We start from the raw sequence: 23059 nt of genomic DNA, 5'->3' as shown, positions 1-23059 counted from the left end.
TTTTTTAAAATTAAAATAAAGTAAGGTAAAAATGGTTCGTTTTTAAATGAAGCCTTGCTCTTTTGCTTTGCTTGAAAGTTCTATTAAATTTTTCACATCCATTTTTTTCATTAAGTTAAAACGATGAGTTTCAATAGTTCTTTTGCTTTTGTTTAATTCTTCTGAAATTTCTTTGTTTGTTTTTCCTAATAAAACCAATTGTAAAATTTCAATTTCTTTTTTGGTAAGATTGTAGTCGTTTTCACTTTCTTCAGAAGTAATTGTATTGCTAGGCGTGTGATCACTTGCTTTTTTTTGTAAATTATTTACAATAATGGTGCTAATATCGCCACTAAAATACTTTCCGCCATTGTAAACAGTGTGTATTGCTTTTAAAACTTCGGCCTTGCTTGCGTCTTTTAATAAGTAACCCATAGCATTTGCGTTGATAGATTCTAAAATATATTCTTCAGAATCATGCATAGAAAGTACAATGGATTTTGTAGTGTTTGGTGTTGAATTGATTCTTTTAACAGCTTCAATACCATTCATTTCGGGCATTCTAACATCAATAATTAGCAGGTCTGGTTGTAGTTTTTTTACCAGCTCAATGGCTTCAAGACCGTTAGATCCTTCACCAATAACTTTTAGTGATTCGTCTTCTTCTAATAAATATTTAATACCATCTCTGACAATTGTATGGTCGTCAACTAAAACTATGCTAATTTGATTTTTCAAGGTTTGGTTTTTTAGTAAATACGAAAGTACGGTAAAATTACGTAATTTTAAAATATACGTAGAAAAGTGTTTTTTGAAAGCTAAAAAAAATCAAATTCGGTTTTTAAAAAAGTTTGATTTTGAGGATTTGGGTGATAGAATTTTTAAAATAACCGTTACTACAATGAAGCTTTTGAAGCGATGTGAAAAATAAAAACAGTAACAATCTTTTTAATTAATTGGAAAGAACAATTTAGAATCTCAATTAACAGATTGCTTTGTTATAAACTTATTGCAGTAACGGATTGTTTTTAAAAAATTGAATGAGAATTTATGGTTAGTTTGAATGATTTTTAAATTTGTTACAAATGAAAATCATTCAAACTAAGGTGTTTTATAAAAATTTTGGTTTAAAAACTAGCATTACCCAAGCCCAGTTTTGTGTTGTAGCAGCTACACTTTCTGCAGTATTTTTTAATTCATACATACCATCTGTAGCAAACATTTGAGAGTATCCTGCTTGTAAAGTAAATCCTTTTAGTTTTTGAGTGTAAACAAGATCAACTTCAGTTCCTAACGATTTTTCGCCACTAGGCAGTGCTTTTTGACTAGAGAAATTTAAAACTTGTGCAGATAAACCTGATTTTTCATTAAATTGATAGTTTGCAGTAATGTGTATGTCTACCAAACCAACTGAGTTTGCATGATTTCCTACGTAGAAATAATCCATATATCCATTAAATTTATGGTTGGTTCCGTATAGTGGGAAAAATGCGCTGGTTTCACCTGCTGATGCATTGTTACCGCTAATTACTTCAACTCCTGCACCCAAAGTAAAAGGAACGTTAAATTTATATTTTGCCTCTAAGCTTAATAATGAAGCGTTTTTTACTTTAACTTCACCTTGTCTTTCTCCTGTTTGCATAAACAAGTTAGCTGCTAATCCTAAGCCTTTTACTTTATAGTTTAAGTGAGCTCCAAATGTTTGTAAATTGCTAATGCCATCTTGTTCGTTAAGTGTTGTGAAGTTTTGAAAACCATTGTTTAAGAACAACAAACTTCCTGAAAATGAACTCCAATCTTTTTGGAAGTGAGCATATTGCATTGTTTTATAAGAGAAAAATCCTGTTGTATTGTAAGCGTTTCCAGTCGATACAAATCCTGAAATATTATCATAATCTTGGTTGTAGGCAAATCCAACATCAAGTGCTGATTTTTCTTTAGCGTATTTAAATAAAATAGCATCATGGTTTCTGCCTTGTTGTGCCCAATCTAATCCGCCCATTATTCGTTGGTCGTCGTATGAAAGTACTTGTCTACCAATTTTTGTTTTTGTTTTTTCGCCTAATTTTATGTTTGCCCAAGCTTCAAAAATAGCAAATGAATTGTTTGCGTCTTTTGGGTCTATTTGACGATTTTCTCCCCAAACAAGTACATCTTGCATACTTATGTAAACTTCATAAGTTTCGGCTTTATAGTCAAAATTTACACGGGCTCTGGTTGAAAAACCAAAACCAGGTTCGGCATCTTTGGTAATAAGGTTTCCAAAACCATGGCGGTATTCAGTTCGTGGTCTCAATTGCCCATCTATAGAAAACTGAGCGTTACTGGTTATTGATATAAAAGCCAGTAATGTTAAAAGTGTTAGTTTTAATTTCATTTTTTGTTGATTTAATAGTTAATTGTTATTGTTTAATGTTCAAGAAAATCGATTAAGTGTTTTCTGTATTTATAATAATCGTTGTGTTCAATAATTGCTTTTCGTGTTCTTGGTCTTTCAAATTCAATATTTAAAATATCACCAATTTTAGCACTTGGTCCGCTGGTCATCATCACAACTCTGTCTGCTAAAAAAATAGCTTCATCTACGTCGTGTGTAATCATAACTGCTGTAATTTTTTCTTTATTCCAAATTTCAATAAGTACATCTTGTAGCTCACCACGAGTTAAAGAATCTAGCATTCCAAAGGGTTCATCTAATAAAAGTACTTTTGGTTTTATGGCAAAGGCTCTGGCAATTCCTACGCGTTGTTGCATGCCTTGAGAAAGTTCTGAAGCTTTTTTGTCAAACGAACCTTCTAAGCCAACTTTGCTTAAATAGTATTTGCAAATATCAATTCGTTCTTTCTTTTTAGCCTGCGGAAAAACTTGTCGTACACCCAACATTACATTTTCTAAAGTGGTAAGCCAAGGCATTAAACTTGGTGATTGAAAAATAACACCTCTGTCTGGTCCAGGTCCTTTTATAGGGTTTCCTAAAACTGAGATTCTTCCGTCTGAAATTGGGTTTAAACCTGCAATCATAGAAAGCATTGTGGTTTTTCCACATCCTGAATGACCAATAATGGTTACAAATTCTTCCTTCATTATTTGAAGATTTAAATCTTCAAGTACCACATAATCGCCTTTTGGTGTTGGGTACACTTTTTTTAAGTTTTGCAAATCGAGCATTACTTTTGAAGTGTATTCAATACCGTTTTCAATAACAATATCTGATCTTTTAGTTTTAACTTTTGTTCTCATTTTTTTGTTTTTTTAGTTAAACTTTTAATCAAAGTGTCTAGGCTCTAATTCTGGTAAAATATATTCGGTTGCTGAGGTTGTTGTGCGTTCTTGCCCAATTTCCATTAGATACTCAATAATATCGTTTCTTGTTTTTTTAAATTCAGGATCGTCATTTAGCAAAGTTTTGTCTCTTGGTCTGTCAATGTTTATTTTAAATTCTGGACCTAATGTTGCATTTGGTCCTGGGCGTAACGGAATAATTCGGTCTGCCATGTAAATTCCTTCATCAACATCATTTGTAATTAAAAGTGCTGTGCGTTTATTTTCGTCCCAAATAGATAAAATTTCATCTTGTAAATTTCCTCTTGTTAATGCATCTAAAGCGCCTAAAGGTTCGTCCATAATAATCATTTCTGGATCCATAGCTAAGGCACGTGCAATAGAGACTCTTTGGCGCATACCACCCGATAATTCTCCGGGTCTTTTATGTATTGCGGGAGTTAGATTTACCATTTCAATGTATTTTTTTACACGTGTGTCTCTAAATTGTTTCGATTCTTTTGGGAAAGTTTCTTTTACTGCAACGCTGATGTTTTGGTAGACTGTTAACCAAGGTAAAAGCGAATAATTTTGAAAAATAACACCTCTTTCATGGCTAGTGTCAATAACTGGTTGTCCTTTAAATAAAACTTCACCGCTTGTAGGTTTTAATAAGCCGTTTATAAGGTTTACCAAAGTTGTTTTGCCGCTTCCTGAAAATCCTACAATGGCTACAAATTCTCCTTCTTCAATATGAAGGTTGATATTTGAAAGTACTTCGGTAGCATTTGTGCCTTTTCCGTAGGTTTTATAAATGTTATTTAATTCTAAATAGGCCATAATTTTTAGTTTTAAGTTCCTTAATTTTTGTTGAATGAAACAAAATTTTGGATGGTTAACATAATTCGGTCTAATAAAAATCCTATGATGCCAATTACAAACATGGCAACAATTATTTTTGAATTTGAGTCGTTTGCTCCATTTTGAAATTCTTCCCAAACAAATGAACCTAATCCCGGGCTTTGTGCTAATAATTCAATGGCAATTAATACCATCCAGGCAACTGATAAAGTGATGCGTAATCCTGTAAAAATTAAAGGTAAAGATGATGGTAAAATCACTTTAAATACTTTTTGAAGTGGTCCTAATTTTAAAACTTTTGCAACGTTTAAAATATCTTTGTCTACTGTAGAAACCCCCATAATGGTATTTACCAAAGTAGCCCACATTGAACAAAGACCTACGCTTATAAATGAAATTAAAAATGAGCTGTCTGTATCTGAATTTTTATTCAATGTTTTTACAATCATAAAAACAAGTAGTAACCAAACTACGGGAGATACAGGTTTAAATATTTGAATTAACCAGTTAAGTGAGCTTTTTAATGTTTCGCTTAATCCAAGTGCAATACCAATAGGAACTGCTATAAAAATAGCTAATAAAAATCCGGCAAAAACCGTTTTTAAACTTGTTGTTATTTGGTCTACAAACGAAGGTCTTCCTGTGTAAACAATAAGTGTTTCGCCTGCTTCTGCACGTTTTTTATTTATTTCCGCAGTTTTTTCTTTAAAAGCTTTTTTATCGGCTTTAATGATTTTGTGATCTTTTAATAACGACAAAAATGAAGCTTTTACTTGTGTTGGTGAAGGCAATGTATTTGGTCGGCAGCTTACGTTGCCAGATTCAATACATAAGGCCATAGCATCTGCACCTTCTTGTCCTTGTTCATTAAATGCTTTTTCAATTCTGTGGGCTGCTTCTTTGTTGTAAAGAGCAGTAGATCCTGTTTGCCAAATGAAGAGAAAAATTAAAATTGAAGCAATTGGTGCTACAATTTTTTTAAGGATTTCTGTCAAGTTTTTTTTAGCTTCTTCGCCTCTTGCCAATCTGATAACTGGTTCTAAAAAGCCTAGTCCAATAAATCTAACAATGGTTATTAATCGATCGCTCATTTTTAAAGTATTTCTTAATTAATTGTTCTTTGGTGTTGTTTAATTGACTCTCTAAAATTTTTAAAGTTGTTTTAGAGAGTCAATTTTTTGCTAATTTTTATTTCCTATTTTAAAGCTATTGATATAGCCAATAGGGTCTTTAGCGTCAAATGTTGTACCGTCAATAAAATCGCTTGTTGCAGGTTTGTATCCGTCTGTTTCAGGAATATCAGTTGCTGGTATTTTTCCTTCTGCAACTAATAATTCAGCAGCTTTTTTCCAAATATCAGGTCTGTAAATATCTTTGATTTTACTAGCGTACCAATCTGCTGGTTTTGCTTCAGGAATTTGTCCCCAACGTCTCATTTGTGTTAAAAACCAAATACCGTCTGAGTAAAATGGGTAAGTTGCATTGTAACGGTAAAAAACGTTGAAGTCTGGCATGGCTCTTTTATCTCCTTTTTCGTATTCAAAAGTACCTGTCATTGAGTTTGCCAATACTACTTCGTCTGCACCAACATATTGAGACATTGATAATATTTTTACAGCTTCAGCTCTATTTCCAGGAGCATCTAACCATTGACCTGCTCTAATCAATGCTTTTGTAACTGCAATTGCTGTGTTTGGATTTTGTTCTACAAAAGATTTTGTCATTACAAATACCTTTTCTGGATTGTTTTTCCAAATATCATAGTTGGTTACAACTGGCACTCCAATACCTTTAAATACAGCTTGTTGGTTCCAAGGTTCTCCTACGCAATAACCGTAAATTGTTCCTGCTTCTAAAGTAGCTGGCATTTGTGGTGGAGGTGTTACAGATAGTAAAACATCAGCATCAATTTGACCTTGAATATTTTCTTTTGTGTACATTCCAGGATTGATTCCGGCTGCTGCTAACCAATATCTAATTTCATAATTGTGTGTTGATACAGGAAAAACCATTCCCATTTTAAAAGATTTTCCTTCTTTTTTGTATTCTTTAATAACTGGTTTTAGAGCTTCGGCAGTAATTGGGTGAATTGATTTCCCTTCGCTGTCTACAGGTACATTTGGTTTCATTTTGCTCCAAACATCGTTAGAAACTGTGATAGCGTTTCCGTTTAAGTCCATTGAGTATGCAGTAACCAATTCAGCTTGTCTACCAAACCCAGCTCCAGCTGCAATTGGTTGTCCGGCCAACATATGTGCACCGTCTAATTGACCGTCAATTACGCGGTCTAAAATGTTTTTCCAGTTAGATTGCGCTTCAACAGAAACAAATAAACCTTCATCTTCAAAAAAACCTTTTTCTTTTGCAATGGCTAATGGAGCCATATCTGTTAGTTTTATAAAACCAAAAGTCAATTGTGGTTTTTCTATTGCCAATTTTTCTGTTGTGCTTTTAGCAGCATCAGTTGTTGCTTCGGCTGTTTCTTTTTTAGCTGTTGAACCACCGCAAGCGCCAAGTGTTAGGGCTATAAGCAGTGTCATTGTTTTTAATAAAGTTGTTTTCATAATATTGATTTTATAGTTGTTCTTTGTTTTTATTTAAGTATAAATACTTAGTTACACTGCAAATATATACGTATGTTTTAAAAGAAAAGATGAAATATACCCTGTTTAAATGTATTTTTAAGCAGTATAAAACCTGTGTAAAAACAGTTAATTAATTTAAAGTGAAGTAAATTAGTTGAATAAGAAAATACGTAGTCCAAATTAATGAGCTACGTATTTTTATTTTTTTGGTTGAAATGTGTTTAGCTATTTAAAAAATAGTTGTGTTCTGAAATTTCTTTTTTTAAGTCGCTAACATTTTTGATGCCTATTTTTTTTCCTTGAGAAATTAATAGATTTTCTTTTTTTAATGATGAAATGGTTCTAATTACTTGCTCGTCTGTTGTTCCTGCAAAATCTGCAATTTCTTGTCGACTTAAATTGATGTTTAAAAAACCTTTTTGATTTTCGCCAAACTTTCTGTATAAATATAAAATGGTGTCAATAACTTTTTCGCGAACCGTCATTTGAGCTATGCTTTTCACTTTATTTTCTGAACGATTTAATTCTTCAGCATAAAAAAGCATAAATTCATAAGTAAGGCTTGGTATTTTTTGAAGCATTTCATTTAAAACTTCATTGGTAAAATTACAAAGTATGGTATCTTCAATGGAAGTGGCGCTAATGGTGTAGTTTTTTCCAATTCCAAATCCTCTATGGCCAATTATTTCACCATCTTTTACAAATCTAAGAATTTGCTCTTTGCCATAAATACCTGTTTTTAAAACTTTGGCTTTTCCTTGTTGAATAAAGTAAAGTCCATTAACTGGTGCGCCTTCTAAAATAAATTGCTGATTTTTTTTACACTTAACGGTGTTTTTTAGTTGTATCATTTTTTGCATAATTGCTGAAGAAAGATTTCTCTTAATTAAGCAATCTGTATTTGTACAAGCGTTGCAATCTATTTTAGATTTTAATACCATATATTATTTTATTTATCGGCTAAAGCTAATTTAGGTTCGTTGTTTGTTACAGCATTTTCGGTTTCGTCTTCAGTAGAAAATTTAATCGCCAATGTTATTGCTGAAGTAATTACAATTAAACCACCAATAATAAAAAAGCTGGTTGAAACTGCTGTTGCTGATGCTGCAGATTGTGCTGCCTGAATAACTTCTGCTCCCAATCCTTCATTGGCTGCAATGGCTGCTTTTTCGGCTACGGCAGATTTAGATTTTAATAACATTGCTGCTAAAAATGCGCCAACATTTCCACCTGCGCCCACAATACCAGAGATTGAGCCAATTGCTTTTTTGTTGATAAATGGTACTACAGAAAATGTTGCGCCTTCGGCCATTTGAACGCTTAAACTAAATGCTACTAAAAATATGATGGCTAATGGTAATAAGGTGATGCTTGAAAAAGTAGCTAACATAATTCCTTCAACAGCAAGTATGGTTGCTAAAAATAATACACGTCCTCTTAATCCAAATTTTTTCCCGAATCGATCTCCAAAAAATCCTCCCAATGTTCTTGCAAAAATATTCATCAAAGCAAAAGAAAGTACAATATTACCAGCGGTAACTCTTTCAATTTGAAAAGTGTTTTGTAAATAATCATCCATTGTTCCGTAAACTGTTAATTCAATTCCAAAACAAGCTGCGTAAACTAAAAATAAAATCCAAACTCTGTAGTCTTTTAATACTTTGGTAAAACCAACTTGGTCTTTTTTAGAGATTGAAAGTTCACCTTTTTCTTTTAATTCTTTAAAGTTTCCGTTTGGGGTGTCTTTTGTAAATAAAAAGTAGACAATACCCATTAAAAAACAAACAACACCTGCAATAATCATTGAAAATCTCCAAGCGTCAACTTCTGCAATTCCAAAACTTACAACGGCTGCAGCAATTATTGGCATACCTAATCGGTTGGCTCCACCTCCTAAATTTCCCCATCCTGCTGATGTTGCATTTGCGGTTCCAACAATATTTGGTGCAAACATAATAGAGGTATGTACTTGCGTAATTACAAATGAAGCGCCAATAAACCCAATAAACAATCTGCAAATTAAAAACTGTAAAGGTGTTTGAACAAATCCTATTAATATTACAGGAATAGCTCCTAACATTAATAACCAGGTGTAGCATAATCTTGGTCCGTATTTGTCGCAAAGTTTACCAATTAGCAAACGTGCAAAAACAGTTCCTGATACTGCTAAAATAATAGAATTCCATTTTTGATCAGGTGTTAAGCCTAAATCCCTAACAACATCTGGCATAAAAGGAACAATTCCGAACCAGGCAAAAAAGCAAAGAAAAAACGCAATGGATGTAATCCAAAATGTTCTTGTGGCAATGCTTTTAAAATTTAATAACTCTAATTTGGTCGATTTTTCAAGTTTGATTGTTTTCATATTCTAATATTTTACGTGGCGAAAATAAGTATAAATACGTAATATAAAAAACAAAACTACGTAATTTACGTAGTTTTGTGAATAATATATATTTTTAAGAAATCTATTTTGAATAATTTAAAAAGATGATTTTTAATTATTAAAATTCGTAATTTTAAAAAGAAGCGCTTAAAACTCGTTGAATTTCTTCATCTAAAAAGGCGCTGTGTTCAGTAACAACATCGCCAATAACAATAATTCCAGGTGATTTATAATCTATTTTATCAATTGTATTTTTGTAATTGTTAATAGTTTCAATAGTAATGGTTTCATTAGGAAGTGATCCATTTTGAATAATGGCAAAAGGGGTGTATTTATGTCTGAATTTTTTTATTTCTTCAGCAATTAACGAAAAATTACGTAGTCCCATTAATATAACCAAGGTAGCAGATGATTGTGCACCTAAAGTAATGTCTTTTGAAATTTCTCCATTAGAAGTGGTTCCTGTAATTACCCAAAAGCTTTCGTTTACATTTCTTTTTGTTAACGGAATTCCCTGCAATGCAGGTACTGCCAAAGCACTGCTTATTCCTGGTACAATTGCGGTTTCAATAGCGTATGATTCTATAAAGTCAATTTCTTCACTTCCTCTTCCAAAAACAAAAGAGTCTCCTCCTTTTAAACGCACAACATGTCCGTATTCAAAGGCTTTATTTACCAATAACTGATTGATTTCATCTTGACTAAAGGCGTGGTTGTTAAATCTTTTTCCTACATATAAAGTAGGGGTGCTTTTTTTTGCGTAGGCCAATATTTCAGGATTTACAAGTGCATCATATAAAATAAAATCAGCTTGCTCAATGGCTTTAACTGCTTTTAATGTAATTAAGTCTTTATCTCCTGGTCCTGCACCAACTAAGGTAACTTTTGGATTGTTTTTTTTTGTTTTCATGCCTTGTTTTTTAAGTACTTAAATTATGATACAGCAAAAATACGTAAAATATTTTTAAAATACGTAGTTTTATTAAGTAAAAATACGTAGTTTTGTCCTGTGATACTTAAAATAGTATAAAATGAAAGTTGTGTAATTCAATTTTAAACAAATTTCATTTTACAAATTAACGCAATAAAATACAAACAGATGAAATCAATTTTAGTAATAGGTAATGGAATGGTTGGTTATAAATTTTGTGAAAAATTTGTAGCAAAAGAAGGTGCTGAGAAATTTAAAATCACTGTTTTTGGTGAAGAGCCAAGGCCAGCTTATGATAGGGTGCATTTGAGTTCTTTTTTTGAAAATGGGGATGCAAAGGCATTGGAGATGGCTCCAAGGTCTTGGTACGAAGAACATAATATTGAGTTAATTACCAATGAGCGTGTTACAGATATTCATAGAGCCACAAAAACAATTTCAACAATTAGTGATAAGACCTATACTTATGATTATTTAGTGTTGGCTACAGGTTCTTCTCCTTTTGTGCCTGCCATTAAAGGGATTGAGAAAAAAGGGGTGTTTGTATATCGAACTATTGAAGATTTGGAAGGGATGATGGCGTATGCTGATGCGCTTAAAAAACGTAACCCAGAAGCTAAAGCGGCTGTTTTAGGTGGTGGATTGTTGGGGTTGGAAGCTGCAAAAGCGGTAATGGATATGGGTTTAGAACCTCATGTTGTTGAGTTTGCACCTAAATTGATGCCAAGACAATTGGATACGCGTGGTAGTAATGTGTTGAAAAACAAATTAGAAACTATGGGTATTCATATTCACATGTCTAAAGCTACCAATAAAATTTTGGGTGATGATGCTATTACGGGTATGGAGTTTGGTGAATACGATAAAATTAATGTAGAAATGTTGGTGGTTTCTGCTGGGATAAAGCCGCGTGACGAGTTGGCTAAAACTTGTGATTTGGCAATGGGTGTTCGTGGTGGAATTGTGGTAAACAATAAAATGCAAACCAACGACGAATCGATTTTTGCGATTGGTGAAGTTGCCCTGTATAACAATATGATTTACGGTTTGGTTGCGCCTGGTTATGAAATGGCCGATGTTGCTGCTGATCAAATTTTAGGTAAAACGGAAACTTTAATGGCTGCAGATATTGATATGTCTACCAAATTAAAATTAATTGGTGTTGATGTTGCTAGTTTTGGTGAGCCTTTTATGCCTGTTGAAAAAGGATATTCTATTTTATTTGAAAATAAAACGAAGGATTTATATAAAAGAATCAATGTTAGTCACGACGGAAAAAAACTTTTAGGTGGTATTTTAATTGGCGATGCTTCTGATTATAATATGTTTCATCAAATATATTTAAACGGATTGCCAATTCCTGAAGATGCTGAAGAATTGATTATTGGAAGTAGGGGTGAAGGTGGAAAATCGTTTGGCAGCGCTATGGATATTCCTGATGCTGCGCAAGTTTGTTCTTGTGAAAGTGTTACAAAAGGAACTATTTGTAATTCAATAAAAGATGGAAGTTGTAATAATTTGGCCGATGTAATTGCCAAAACAAAAGTAACAACTGGTTGTGGAGGTTGTAAACCTATGGTGGTTGATTTGGTAAATGAAACCTTAAAATCATTAGGAAAAGAAGTTAAAGAAACCATTTGTGAGCATTTTGAATATACGCGTCAGGAGTTATACGGAATTTTAAAAATTAAAAAAGTAACCACATTTAATGAAGCACTTTCAACTTGTGGAAAAGGAAAAGGTTGTGAAACTTGTAAGCCTTTAGTAGCTTCAATTTTTGCAAGTTTATACAATGATACTGCAAATAAAGAAGCTGTAATTCAAGATTCAAATGATAAGTTTTTAGCCAATATTCAGCGTAACGGAACGTATTCAGTGGTGCCACGTATTCCTGGAGGTGAAATTACGCCAGACAAATTAATTGCTATTGGTTTGGTTGGTAAAAAATACGATTTGTACACTAAAATTACTGGTGGTCAGCGAATTGACTTGTTTGGTGCGCAATTAAATGATTTGCCTGCTATTTGGAAAGAGTTGATAGATGCTGGTTTTGAAAGTGGTCACGCTTACGGAAAATCATTGAGAACTGTAAAAAGTTGTGTTGGTTCTTCTTGGTGTCGTTACGGTATGGATGAAAGTGTTGGTTTTGCCATTGATTTAGAAAACAGGTACAAAGGATTGCGTTCGCCTCATAAAATTAAAGGTGGCGTTTCTGGTTGTATTCGCGAATGTGCAGAAGCGCGTGGGAAAGATTTTGGTGTAATTGCTGTTGATGGTGGTTGGAATTTATATGTTGGTGGTAATGGTGGCGCAACTCCTAAACATGCGTTATTGTTGGCCGAGCAAATTGACAATGCAACTGCAATTAAATATCTAGACCGATTTTTAATGTATTATATACGAACTGCAGCGCCTTTAATGAGAACTGCAACTTGGTTAGAAAAATTAGAAGGTGGTATTGAGCAATTGAAAAAAATAGTAATCGATGATATTTTTAACATTGCTGAAGAATTAGAAATTGAAATGCAATCACTGGTTGATGCTTACCAATGTGAGTGGAAAGAAGCGATTGAAAACGAAGAAGTTAAAAGTAAATTCAAGCATTTTGTGAATTCAGACGAATCGGATGATAACTTGGTTTTTGTACCAATGAGAGATCAAAAAATGCCAAAATCTTGGGAAAATTAAAAAATTAAAATATGGAAGCAATTTTATCACAATACGAAACAGTAGCTTTAAATGATGTTAAAGTTTGGTTTAAAGCAGCACCAGTAAAAGACTTTCCAATTGATGGAGGTGTGTGTGTAAAATATAAAGAAAAACAAATAGCAGTTTTTAATTTTCAATTAAACAATGCTTGGTATGCGTGCCAAAATGTATGTCCGCATAAAATGGAAATGGTGTTGTCTCGCGGTATGATAGGCGACGATAAAGGGATGCCAAAAGTGGCTTGTCCAATGCACAAAAAAACATTTTCGTTAGAAACAGGTGAAAATTTAAACGGTGATTTGGATGCAATTGCAACATATCCGGTTAAAATTGAAGACAACTTTGTGTATATCGGATTTTCTGAATAGCTTTGGTTTTTTATTCAACCATCATGCAATCAGAAAAATTTAACAAAGCAATACAATTATTTGATGAAGCAAATTCATCAGATCCAAATACAGAAATTTTTGAAGGAAAGGAATTTCCGAAGGAATTATTATACGCAATGAGAATGACGGAGCAACTGAATAAGTTTGCTCCTAATTCTTCTGAAGCATTACAACTTACAGTGCGTTGCCAACATATTTGTCGCTGGGAAATACCAAGAGATTCTTACGAAATGAATCGTGTTGGTTATCTTAACTGGCGAAAAGATTTAAAAGATTTTCACGCTAAAAAAGCTTCAGAAATATTAAAAAGCGTTGGTTACGATGATGAGGTTATTGATGATGTTGCATTTTTACTGTTGAAAAAACAATTGAAAAAGAATGCAGATACCCAAACTTTAGAAGATGTAATTTGTTTGGTGTTTTTAGAATTTTACTTTTTAAAATTTTCTGAAAAATATTCCGAAGAAAAACTGATAGACATTGTTCAAAAAACGTGGAAAAAAATGTCGGATAAAGGTCATAAAGCTGCTTTGGAATTAAATTTACCAGCTTCAGCATTGGCATTAATCACAAAAGCACTTAGTTAATTCAATATTTTTCTTCAAATGACAAAAGAAGGCGATAGCATTTCAATAGATAATTCGACCTTTCTTAAGCTAAGAAGGTTGTATTTATTGGCTTTTTTGTTGATTGCCGCAAGTATTGTTATTGCGCAAATATTGATTCAAAAACATCTAAATTCTCAATTAAACGATTCTCGAATTGTAAACATTGCAGGAAGACAGCGTATGTTAAGTCAAAAGTTGGTGAAAGAAGTGTTGTATTTAAACAATGCTAAAACCGTTGATGATCGTTTGGCTCATGCTGAAATTATAAAAAAGGACAACGAAACTTTTTTAAATGCGCATATTGGTTTTCAAAACGAATTTAGTGAACTTCGAAATTTAATTCGTACAAGTCAAGAATTTAGGCTGCTTTTTGCGCAAATTGAAGAAGATCATCATCAAATTATTACTATTTGTAGCAATGTTTACAATATTGTAGTTGAAAATTCGCAAGATTCAGAGGTGTTGCTAAGCAAAAGGTTGAATGAATTAGCGCATGTTGAAGGTCGTTTTTTAAGAAAAATGGACGAGATAGTGTTTAAGTATGATGCTGTAAGTCAACAAAAAGTAGCAAATCTTAAGCAGATAGAGTATGTTTTACTGCTAATTTCCTTCCTTATTTTATTGTTTGAAATTCTATTTTTATTCAAACCTATTTCAATTCATATAAAAAAGGTAATAGCTGATTTAATGATTTCCAAAGGAGAAGCGCAAGAAAAGGCGCAAAAAATTGAGGAACTTTATATTGCTAAAGAAGCTTCATTACAAGAGCTACAACATTTAAATTATGCATTAGACAATGCAGCTTTGTTTGCCAGTGTAACGCGTGAAGGTACCATTGTGCATATGAGTAAAAAATTCAATCATTTATTGGGGGTTGAAAGTAGGGATACGCAAGTAAAATTTGAAGAATTGTTGCAAATTGAAATAGGTGAGCAGCAAACTATTAAAGAATTATTAAAAGGAAAAAGACATTCTATTTGGGTTGGAGAATTACAGGTTGCAACCAAAAATAACGAGAAATTGTGGTTGGAAATGTCAATTATTCCAATGAATCATTTGAATGATAATCAGCGTGTTTTAATTTTGTGTAATGATATTACAAAACGAAAAAATTCGCAAAAGCAAATTGATGAATTGAATGAGCAACGCTTTAAAGAACAAGTGAATTTGCAAAAAATTCAGGCAAGTCAAATTGTTGAGGCTCAGGAGGAAGAACGAAAAAGAATCGCCAAAGATATCCACGACGGGATTGGGCAAATGTTAACGGCTTTAAAATTTAATATAGAGTCTATAAATGCTTCAAATATTGAAAATACGGAAGTAAAAGTTGGAAGATTAAAAGATTTGTTGGGTACTTTAATTAAAGAAGTTCGTGCAGTAACGTTTAATTTAACACCACCAGAATTGGTTGATTATGGCATTGTGCCTACCATTCAAAAATTGGCAGATCGACTTTCAGATTTCACAGGAAAAAAAATATTTTTTGAAAACAAAACCAATTTTAAAGGCAGATTCGATTCTTTGGTCGAAACCAATTTGTACCGTGTTGTTCAAGAGGCTGTAAATAACTCTTTAAAGTATGCCGAATCTAACTTTATTTTAATTTCAATTAGTCATTCTGCTCAGGTATTAAGTATTGTAATTGACGATGACGGAAAAGGGTTTGATCCTGAAAAATTGGTAGAAACAAAAAATGAGACAGGAATGGGGTTATTTTTTATGAGAGAGCGCATTCATTATATAAATGGTAGGATTTTTATTAATACTTCAAAAAATAATGGAACTCGTATTACAATTAATATAAATCTGCCAAATTCATAAAAAAACTATCAAGGTTTCATTTTCAAAATGGAATGTCCTATATTTGCACGCAAGTTCATAAACGCATTGAAATTAGTTATTAAGAAAGGCAGAGGGAATAGACCTTATGAAGCCTTGGCAACCCTTTATACATAAAGAAGGTGCTACATTCTACCTCAATTTTGTGGGAAGATAACATAAGAAAACTTCATAAAAAGGAAATTCTTTAATTTAATAACTATCAAAATTCATATAAAAGTTTATACGAATACATAATTATGGAAAATATTCAGAAAATAATACAAGATAAAATTTTGGTGCTTGATGGCGCTATGGGAACTATGATTCAACAGTATAAATTTACTGAAGAAGATTATAGAGGTGAGCAATTTAAAGATTTTAAAATTTCAGTAAAAGGAAATAACGATATGCTTTCTATTACCCAACCTGAAGCTATCAAAGAAATTCATAAAAAATATTTAGAAGCCGGTGCTGATATTATTGAAACAAACACTTTTAGCAGTACAACCATTGCTATGGCCGACTATGAAATGGAAGATTATGTATATGAGTTAAATTACCAATCGGCTAAAATTGCCAAAGAAGTTGCTGATGAATTTACGGCTAAAAATCCTGATAAACCTCGTTTTGTAGCAGGTTCTATAGGTCCAACAAACCGTACTGCAAGTATGTCTCCCGATGTAAATGATCCTGGTTTTAGAGCAGTAACTTTTGAAGATTTAAGAGTTGCTTACAAACAACAAGCCGAAGCTTTGATTGACGGTGGTGTTGATGTGTTGTTGGTTGAAACTGTTTTTGATACCTTAAATGCCAAAGCAGCCTTGTTTGCTATTGAAGAAATAAAAGCTGAAAGAAATATTGATATTCCAATTATGTTAAGTGGTACAATTACCGATGCTAGTGGAAGAACATTGTCTGGACAAACAGCTGAAGCTTTTTTAATTTCAGTATCACATATCCCATTGTTATCTGTTGGTTTCAACTGCGCTTTAGGAGCCAGTCAATTAACACCGCATTTAGAAGTGTTGGCACAAAAATCAGATTTGGGTATTTCGGCACATCCAAATGCAGGATTGCCAAATGCTTTTGGTGAATATGATGAAACGCCAGAAATGATGGCAAATCAAATTAAAGAATATTTAGATAAAAACTTAATCAATATTATTGGAGGTTGTTGCGGAACAACACCTGCGCATATCAAAGCAATAGCTGATATGGTAAAAGATTATAAACCAAGAGTGGTTACTAGTTGTTAGCTGTTGGTTAATTAGTACAAATTGAATTTATACGTCATTTTGAACTTGTTTCAGAATCACATCAGAATAAAATGAATAAAGAAAAAAAATATTTAAGGTTATCAGGACTTGAACCTTTAGTAATTACGCCAGAAAGTAATTTTATAAATGTTGGTGAACGTACCAATGTTGCGGGTTCTCGTAAATTTTTACGACTGATAAAAGAAGAAAAGTTTGATGAAGCTTTAGCTATTGCACGTCATCAGGTTGATGGTGGAGCGCAAATTATCGACATTAATATGGATGATGGTTTGTTAGATGGTAAAGAAGCAATGGTTCGTTTTATGAATTTAATTGCTGCAGAACCAGATATTGCTCGTGTACCTATTATGATTGATAGTTCTAAATGGGAAATTATTGAAGCTGGTTTGCAAGTTGCTCAAGGTAAATGTGTGGTAAATTCAATCAGTTTAAAAGAAGGTGAAGCAAATTTTATAGTGCAAGCCAAAAAAATTAAAATGTATGGTGCTGCCATTATTGTAATGGCTTTTGATGAAGTTGGTCAAGCCGATAATTACGATAGAAGAATTGAAATAGCCAAACGTTCTTATGATGTTTTGGTTGATAAAGTTGGTTTTCCTTCGGAAGATATTATTTTCGATTTAAACATTTTTCCTGTTGCCACAGGAATGGATGAGCACAAAAGAAATGCCATAGATTTTATTGAAGCTACGCGTTGGGTTCGTGAAAACCTGCCAAATGTAAATGTTAGTGGAGGTGTAAGTAATGTGTCGTTTTCTTTCCGTGGAAATGATGCGGTTCGTGAAGCTATGCATTCGGTATTTTTATATCACGCCATCAAAGCAGGGATGAATATTGGAATTGTAAACCCAACAATGTTAGAAGTTTACGATGAAATTCCGAAAGATTTATTAGAACGTGTTGAAGATGTTATTTTAGATAGAAGAGAAGATGCAACAGAACGTTTGTTAGATTTTGCAGAAAGTGTTATTAGCACAACCAAAGAGCGTAAAGTTGATTTGTCTTGGCGTGAAAAACCTTTACAAGACAGAATTACACATTCGTTGGTAAAAGGTTTAGATGAATATATTATTGAAGATATTGAAACAGCAAGATTAGAAGCTGAAAAACCCATTCAGGTTATTGAAGGTAACTTAATGATTGGGATGAATGTAGTTGGAGATTTATTTGGATCGGGTAAAATGTTTTTACCTCAGGTGGTAAAATCTGCGCGTGTAATGAAAAAAGCGGTAGCGTATTTATTGCCTTTTATTGAGCTTGATAAAGATGGTGCAAACCAATCAAATGGAAAAATTTTATTGGCTACCGTAAAAGGTGATGTGCACGATATTGGTAAAAATATTGTGGGTGTTGTTTTGGGTTGTAACAATTATGATATTGTAGATTTAGGGGTAATGGTTGCTCCTGAAAAAATTATTCAGGCGGCTAAAGATCAAAATGTTGATGCCATTGGTTTAAGCGGATTGATAACGCCAAGTTTAGATGAAATGGTGTATTTGGCCAAAGAAATGGAGCGTCAAAATTTTGAAGTGCCTTTGTTAATTGGTGGCGCAACTACTTCAAAAGCACATACAGCTGTAAAAATTGATCCTCAATATAAAAATGCAGTTGTTCACGTTCATGATGCTTCAAGAGCAGTAACTGTGGTTGGTGATTTGTTAAATAAAAGAACCAATCAAAAGTACATTAGCGATATTAAAGCTGATTATGTAAAAGTGCGTGAAGGTTTTGAAAACAGGTCAAATAATAAAGAGTATGTTTCTTTGTCTGATGCTCGTAAAAATAAATTTAAAATAGATTGGAATTCTACAGAAATTAAAGCGCCTAATTTTATTGGTACGCAGGTTTTTGAAGAATTTGATTTAACCAAGTTGGTTGATTATATAGATTGGAGTCCGTTTTTTAGAACTTGGGAATTGGCAGGTAAATTTCCTGCTATTTTAACTGATGAGGTTGTAGGTGAAGCGGCATCAAATTTATTTAAAGATGCTAAAATAATGTTGGCAAAAGTTTTGGATGAAAAATTGCTTACAGCAAAAGCGGTGTTTGGAATTTTTCCTGCAAATACGGTGAATGATGATGATATTGAGATTTATGCTGATGCTGAAAGAAATAAGGTAAATGTGCAATTTGTAACTTTGCGTCAGCAGGCAAAAAAGAAAGATGGCATTCCAAATATTGCCTTGGCAGATTTTGTGGCGCCTAAACAAACAGGTATAAACGATTATATGGGTGCATTTTGTGTGTCGACCGGATTTGGAACTGCTGAATTGGCTGCTGAATTTGAAAAAGACCACGACGATTATAATTCGATTATGATCAAAGCCTTGGCAGATAGATTGGCGGAAGCTTTTGCTGAGTATTTACACAAAAAGGTTCGTAAAGAATATTGGGGTTATGCAAACGCTGAAAATTTATCGAATGAAGAATTGATAAAGGAAGATTATAAAGGAATAAGACCAGCACCGGGATATCCTGCTTGTCCGGATCATACTGAAAAATGGACTATTTGGGATTTGTTAAGTGTAAAAGAAACCATTGGTGTTGAGTTGACAGATAGTTTGGCTATGTGGCCAGCGGCATCGGTTTCGGGATATTATTTTGGAAATGAAAAAGCAAAATACTTTGGTTTGGGTAAAATTACCGAAGAACAGGTAAAAGATTTTGCTGTAAGAAAAAATATGGATTTAGAAACGGCTAAAAAATGGTTGAATCCGAATTTGGTTTAATCCCCTAACCCTCAAAGGGGGAATTTTGGGGTTTAACAGTTGAAGGGTTGAATGGTTGAAAAAATATTCATTAGTAATTGATAATTGATAATTGATAATTGATTTGCGTTAGGGATAGCAGCGGCATCCTTTTTTACAATGTAACGCAGTGGAATTGTAAAAAAGATATAGCGTATAGCCCGACCCCTTGTGGGTAACGCCCTTAAAATTAAGTTTAAAGGTTGAATGGTTTAAAAGTTCAAGGTTAGAGCGTTGTTTTGAGGATTTAGGAATAAGAATTAAAATAGTAGCAATTTCCTTCTCTTAGGGAAGGATTAAGGATGGGATAAAATGAAAGTAACAGAGCATATTAAAAATGCGAACGGAAAAACATTGTTTTCGTTTGAGATTGTTCCGCCACAAAAGGGACAAAATATTCAGGATTTATACAATAATGTTGATCCGTTAATGGAGTTTAAACCGCCTTTTATTGATGTAACAACATCAAGAGAAGAGTATGTTTATATTAAAAAGGAAAACGGTTTATTGGAGCAAAAAATGACTCGTATGCGTCCGGGAACAGTTGGTATTTGCGCGGCTTTAAAGTATAAATACGATGTAGATGCCATACCGCATGTGCTGTGTGGAGGTTTTACCAAAGAAGAAACAGAGTATGTTTTGGTTGATTGTCATTATTTAGGTTTGGATAACATTATGGCTTTGCGCGGTGATGCCATGAAACACGAGCCTTATTTTGTGCCAACACCAGGAGGTAATGAATATGCGGTTGATTTGGTAGATCAAATACGTGAATTGAATCAAGGTAAATATTTGCACAATATTATTGAAACAACTAATAGACCCGATTTTTGTATTGGTGTTGCTGGTTATCCGGAAAAGCATTTAGAGTCGCCAAGTATGGATGCCGATTTGCGAAGATTGAAAGAAAAAGTAGATGCTGGAGCAGATTATGTGGTTACGCAAATGTTTTTTGACAATTCGAAATATTTTAATTTTGTAGAAAAGGCACGTAAAATAGGAATTACCGTACCTATTATACCAGGAATTAAGCCAGTAGCAGTTAAAAGACATCAGCAAATATTGCCACAGATTTTTAGGTTGGATATGCCTGAGGATTTAATTTCGGCCATTGAAGGTTGTAAAGACAATGTGCAAGTTAGACAGGTTGGTATTGAATGGGCGATACAACAATCTAAAGAATTGATGGCTCATGGAGCGCCCGTTGTTCATTTTTATTCGATGGGAAAATCGGATAATATCAAAGCAATTGCAAAAGAAATATTTTAAAGAATTGTTAAAATCAGTTTTGTTAATAGCTTTATAGATAAAAGAAATTATAGAGCGATTGGTTAGGTGAAATAATTGTGTACTTTTGTAATAGACAAATATTAAAATATATATATCATGGCAATAGAAGTAACAGATGCAACTTTTGATGAAATAGTGTTAAAATCGGAAAAGCCAGTAATGGTTGATTTTTGGGCAGCTTGGTGTGGTCCTTGTAGAATGGTCGCTCCAATTATGGATGACTTAACATCAGAATTTGATGGTAAGGCTGTAATTACAAAAGTAGATGTTGATGCAAATCAAGAATTTGCATCAAAATATGGTGTGCGTAATATACCTACTGTATTGGTTTTTAAAGGTGGTGAAGTTGTTGAAAAACAAGTTGGTGTTGCACCAAAAGCTACTTATGCTGAAAAATTAAATGCGCATTTATAAAATGTAATTTTAATATATAATTTATGGAAAGCCCGACAAATTTGTCGGGCTTTTTCTTTTTAAATGCTATATTTACAATGATTAATAATTTTTAATGAGCGATTTATCAATACAACATATATCCGAATTGAGCAACCTTGAATTGTTAGCAAGTCAGGTTGTAGAAGGGTTTATTACGGGTATGCATAAGAGTCCGTTTCATGGTTTTTCGGTTGAATTTGCAGAGCATAGATTGTACAATGCAGGTGAAAGCACCAGACATATAGATTGGAAATTATTTGCCAAAACAAAAAAACTATTTGTAAAACGGTATGAAGAGGAAACAAATTTGCGATGTCATTTAATTATAGACAATTCTGCATCTATGCATTTTCCTGAAGTTAAAACCCTATCGTTACAAAAATTATCGAAAATTGCATTTTCAACAGTTGCATCAGCAGCTTTGATGGAGATTTTAAAGCGTCAGAGAGATGCAGTTGGTTTAAGTGTTTATAGTGATGTTAATGAGTATTACGCGCCTTCAAAGGGAGGAGAACGACACAGAAGGATGTTATTGGCGCAATTGGATTTACTTTTAAAAAACACATCGACCAAAAAAACAGATACGTATAAAGCATTGCATGAAATTTCGGAAAAGATACACAGAAGGTCTTTGATATTTTTATTTACAGATATGTTTCAGTCTGATAAAAATGAAATGGCTCTTTTTGAAGCGTTACGACATTTAAAATACAACAAACATGAGGTAGTTTTGTTTCATACTTATGATGGAAAGTTGGAATTAGACTTCGATTTTGAAAATTCTCCGAAAAAATTTGTTGATGTTGAAACGGGTGAAGAAATTAATTTATATGCTTCAGAAGTTCAAGAAAAATACAAAATTGAAGTTGAAAAATATTTTAATGAATTGAAATTGAAGTGTATGCAGTATAAGATAGATTATGTTCCTGTTGATATTCATAAGGGGTTTGATCAGGTTCTTATTTCGTATTTAGTAAGTAGAAAAAAATATTTTTAAAATAATTGAAAAAAAGTTTTGCAGAAGTCAAAAACAGATGTATATTTGCAACCGCTAACAGCAACGGTCTGGTAGTTCAGCTGGTTAGAATACCTGCCTGTCACGCAGGGGGTCGCGGGTTCGAGTCCCGTCCAGACCGCAAAAGCCTTCTCATTGAGAAGGCTTTTTTTATGCGTTTTTGTTTGTGAGCCTAGTGTTGAATCAATAACAATTGTTGTGTTTATGCAAATATTGTTGTTAATCTAAAAAGGAAGAACTCAACGTTTCTAACTCCTCTAAATTGAGCTCTAAACGCTTTTATTTTAGCATTGAATGATTCAGCTGAAGCATTAGTGCTTCTATTTATAAAATAGTTTAGGATTGACCTATAATTGAGTGTTATCGTATTTGCAATTGTGTTGAACGCTTTAAAACCTGTATTTTCTACATCTTTATACCAATGTGCTAGCTTTGTATATGCTACTTCTATAGTTTTGGCTGTATTGAATATGTTCCTTAGTCCTTGAGTAAGATCAAAAGCGATTTTTATATCAGGATATTGATCGAACAATATTTTGCTTCTACTGTATTGGCTTTCTGTCCAATTTGAGGGGGCTTTGTATAGCAAGTACCTACTTCTAGCCAAAAGTTGTTTTCTTGTGTCTCCGTTGCTAAACTCTTTGGGAGAGCATGTGCTGTTCTTTGCTTTTGCTAGTTTTATCTGTTCATTCTCTAGTTCTATAGCGTCCCATCTATGCTTGATTCTTATATCCTGAAGTGCTTCCAGTGCAAGTTTTTGTACGT

The 23059-nt window shown here is 33.1% G+C and carries 19 protein-coding genes, 1 tRNA gene and 1 riboswitch; of the genes, 10 read left to right on the top strand and 10 right to left on the bottom strand.

What is annotated here, in order from left to right:
- Positions 1–42: 42 nt before the first annotated feature.
- The 9 genes from EC396_RS08230 to cobA all read right to left on the bottom strand — a co-directional run bounded on the left by EC396_RS08230 (position 43) and on the right by cobA (position 9982).
- Positions 43–717, bottom strand: coding sequence for a response regulator transcription factor (locus EC396_RS08230; RefSeq protein WP_129366230.1), 675 nt, complete (start codon positions 715–717; stop codon positions 43–45).
- 373 nt (positions 718–1090) lie between these two features.
- The gene (locus tag EC396_RS08225; protein ID WP_129366229.1) at positions 1091–2356 is read right to left on the bottom strand and encodes an alginate export family protein; all 1266 of its coding nucleotides are present in this window, start codon (positions 2354–2356) and stop codon (positions 1091–1093) included.
- 32 nt (positions 2357–2388) lie between these two features.
- Positions 2389–3147, bottom strand: coding sequence for an ABC transporter ATP-binding protein (locus EC396_RS08220; protein WP_370276450.1), 759 nt, complete (start codon positions 3145–3147; stop codon positions 2389–2391).
- A 96-nt stretch (positions 3148–3243) separates the two neighbouring features.
- Positions 3244–4080 carry an ABC transporter ATP-binding protein gene (locus tag EC396_RS08215; protein ID WP_205757930.1) on the bottom strand — a complete coding sequence of 279 codons (837 nt, stop codon included), beginning with the start codon at positions 4078–4080 and terminating at the stop codon, positions 3244–3246.
- A 20-nt stretch (positions 4081–4100) separates the two neighbouring features.
- Entirely contained in the window at positions 4101–5192 is a 1092-nt protein-coding gene (locus tag EC396_RS08210) for an ABC transporter permease (RefSeq protein ID WP_129366227.1), read from the bottom strand.
- A gap of 90 nt (positions 5193–5282) precedes the next feature.
- Positions 5283–6665 carry a CmpA/NrtA family ABC transporter substrate-binding protein gene (locus EC396_RS08205; RefSeq protein ID WP_129366226.1) on the bottom strand — a complete coding sequence of 461 codons (1383 nt, stop codon included), beginning with the start codon at positions 6663–6665 and terminating at the stop codon, positions 5283–5285.
- Between the two features lie 242 nt (positions 6666–6907).
- Complete coding sequence (locus tag EC396_RS08200) at positions 6908–7537, bottom strand: Crp/Fnr family transcriptional regulator (protein ID WP_370276447.1); 630 nt, start codon at positions 7535–7537, stop codon at positions 6908–6910.
- A gap of 98 nt (positions 7538–7635) precedes the next feature.
- A complete protein-coding gene (locus EC396_RS08195; protein WP_129366225.1) occupies positions 7636–9051 on the bottom strand; it encodes an MFS transporter in 1416 nt (471 codons plus the stop codon).
- 154 nt (positions 9052–9205) lie between these two features.
- The gene (gene cobA, locus EC396_RS08190) at positions 9206–9982 is read right to left on the bottom strand and encodes a uroporphyrinogen-III C-methyltransferase (RefSeq protein WP_129366224.1); all 777 of its coding nucleotides are present in this window, start codon (positions 9980–9982) and stop codon (positions 9206–9208) included.
- Between the two features lie 189 nt (positions 9983–10171).
- Between cobA and nirB the strand changes: the two genes are divergently transcribed.
- The 10 genes from nirB (at position 10172) to EC396_RS08140 (ending at position 22415) form a co-directional block, all read left to right on the top strand.
- Positions 10172–12691, top strand: coding sequence for a nitrite reductase large subunit NirB (gene nirB / locus EC396_RS08185; protein ID WP_129366223.1), 2520 nt, complete (start codon positions 10172–10174; stop codon positions 12689–12691).
- A gap of 11 nt (positions 12692–12702) precedes the next feature.
- Entirely contained in the window at positions 12703–13080 is a 378-nt protein-coding gene (gene nirD / locus EC396_RS08180; protein ID WP_129366222.1) for a nitrite reductase small subunit NirD, read from the top strand.
- A gap of 23 nt (positions 13081–13103) precedes the next feature.
- The gene (locus tag EC396_RS08175; RefSeq protein WP_129366221.1) at positions 13104–13688 is read left to right on the top strand and encodes a DUF4202 domain-containing protein; all 585 of its coding nucleotides are present in this window, start codon (positions 13104–13106) and stop codon (positions 13686–13688) included.
- A gap of 18 nt (positions 13689–13706) precedes the next feature.
- A complete protein-coding gene (locus EC396_RS08170) occupies positions 13707–15530 on the top strand; it encodes an ATP-binding protein (RefSeq protein WP_129366220.1) in 1824 nt (607 codons plus the stop codon).
- A 73-nt stretch (positions 15531–15603) separates the two neighbouring features.
- Positions 15604–15708: riboswitch (SAM riboswitch) on the top strand.
- A 79-nt stretch (positions 15709–15787) separates the two neighbouring features.
- Positions 15788–16786, top strand: coding sequence for a homocysteine S-methyltransferase family protein (locus tag EC396_RS08165; RefSeq protein WP_129366219.1), 999 nt, complete (start codon positions 15788–15790; stop codon positions 16784–16786).
- Between the two features lie 71 nt (positions 16787–16857).
- On the top strand, positions 16858–19536 hold the full coding sequence (gene metH, locus EC396_RS08160) for a methionine synthase (RefSeq protein WP_129366218.1): 2679 nt from the start codon (positions 16858–16860) through the stop codon (positions 19534–19536).
- Positions 19537–19866: 330 nt separating this feature from the next.
- Positions 19867–20823 (top strand): methylenetetrahydrofolate reductase [NAD(P)H], encoded by a 957-nt coding sequence (metF, locus tag EC396_RS08155; RefSeq protein WP_129366217.1) that lies wholly within the window; start codon positions 19867–19869, stop codon positions 20821–20823.
- Between the two features lie 117 nt (positions 20824–20940).
- Positions 20941–21258, top strand: coding sequence for a thioredoxin (gene trxA / locus EC396_RS08150; RefSeq protein ID WP_129366216.1), 318 nt, complete (start codon positions 20941–20943; stop codon positions 21256–21258).
- 94 nt (positions 21259–21352) lie between these two features.
- Positions 21353–22276 (top strand): DUF58 domain-containing protein, encoded by a 924-nt coding sequence (locus tag EC396_RS08145; RefSeq protein WP_129366215.1) that lies wholly within the window; start codon positions 21353–21355, stop codon positions 22274–22276.
- Between the two features lie 65 nt (positions 22277–22341).
- Positions 22342–22415: transfer RNA gene (locus EC396_RS08140), tRNA-Asp, on the top strand.
- Between the two features lie 81 nt (positions 22416–22496).
- On the opposite strand, the gene EC396_RS08135 is transcribed toward EC396_RS08140, so the two are convergent.
- The coding region (locus EC396_RS08135; protein WP_164975229.1) for a transposase at positions 22497–23059 on the bottom strand (563 nt) is incomplete at its 5' end.

This window comes from Lutibacter sp. HS1-25, from assembly GCF_004121075.1.
Lineage (GTDB): Bacteria > Bacteroidota > Bacteroidia > Flavobacteriales > Flavobacteriaceae > Lutibacter.
The sequence above is the reverse complement of the archived record's forward strand: the minus strand, read 5'-3'. Positions and strand labels throughout refer to the sequence as shown.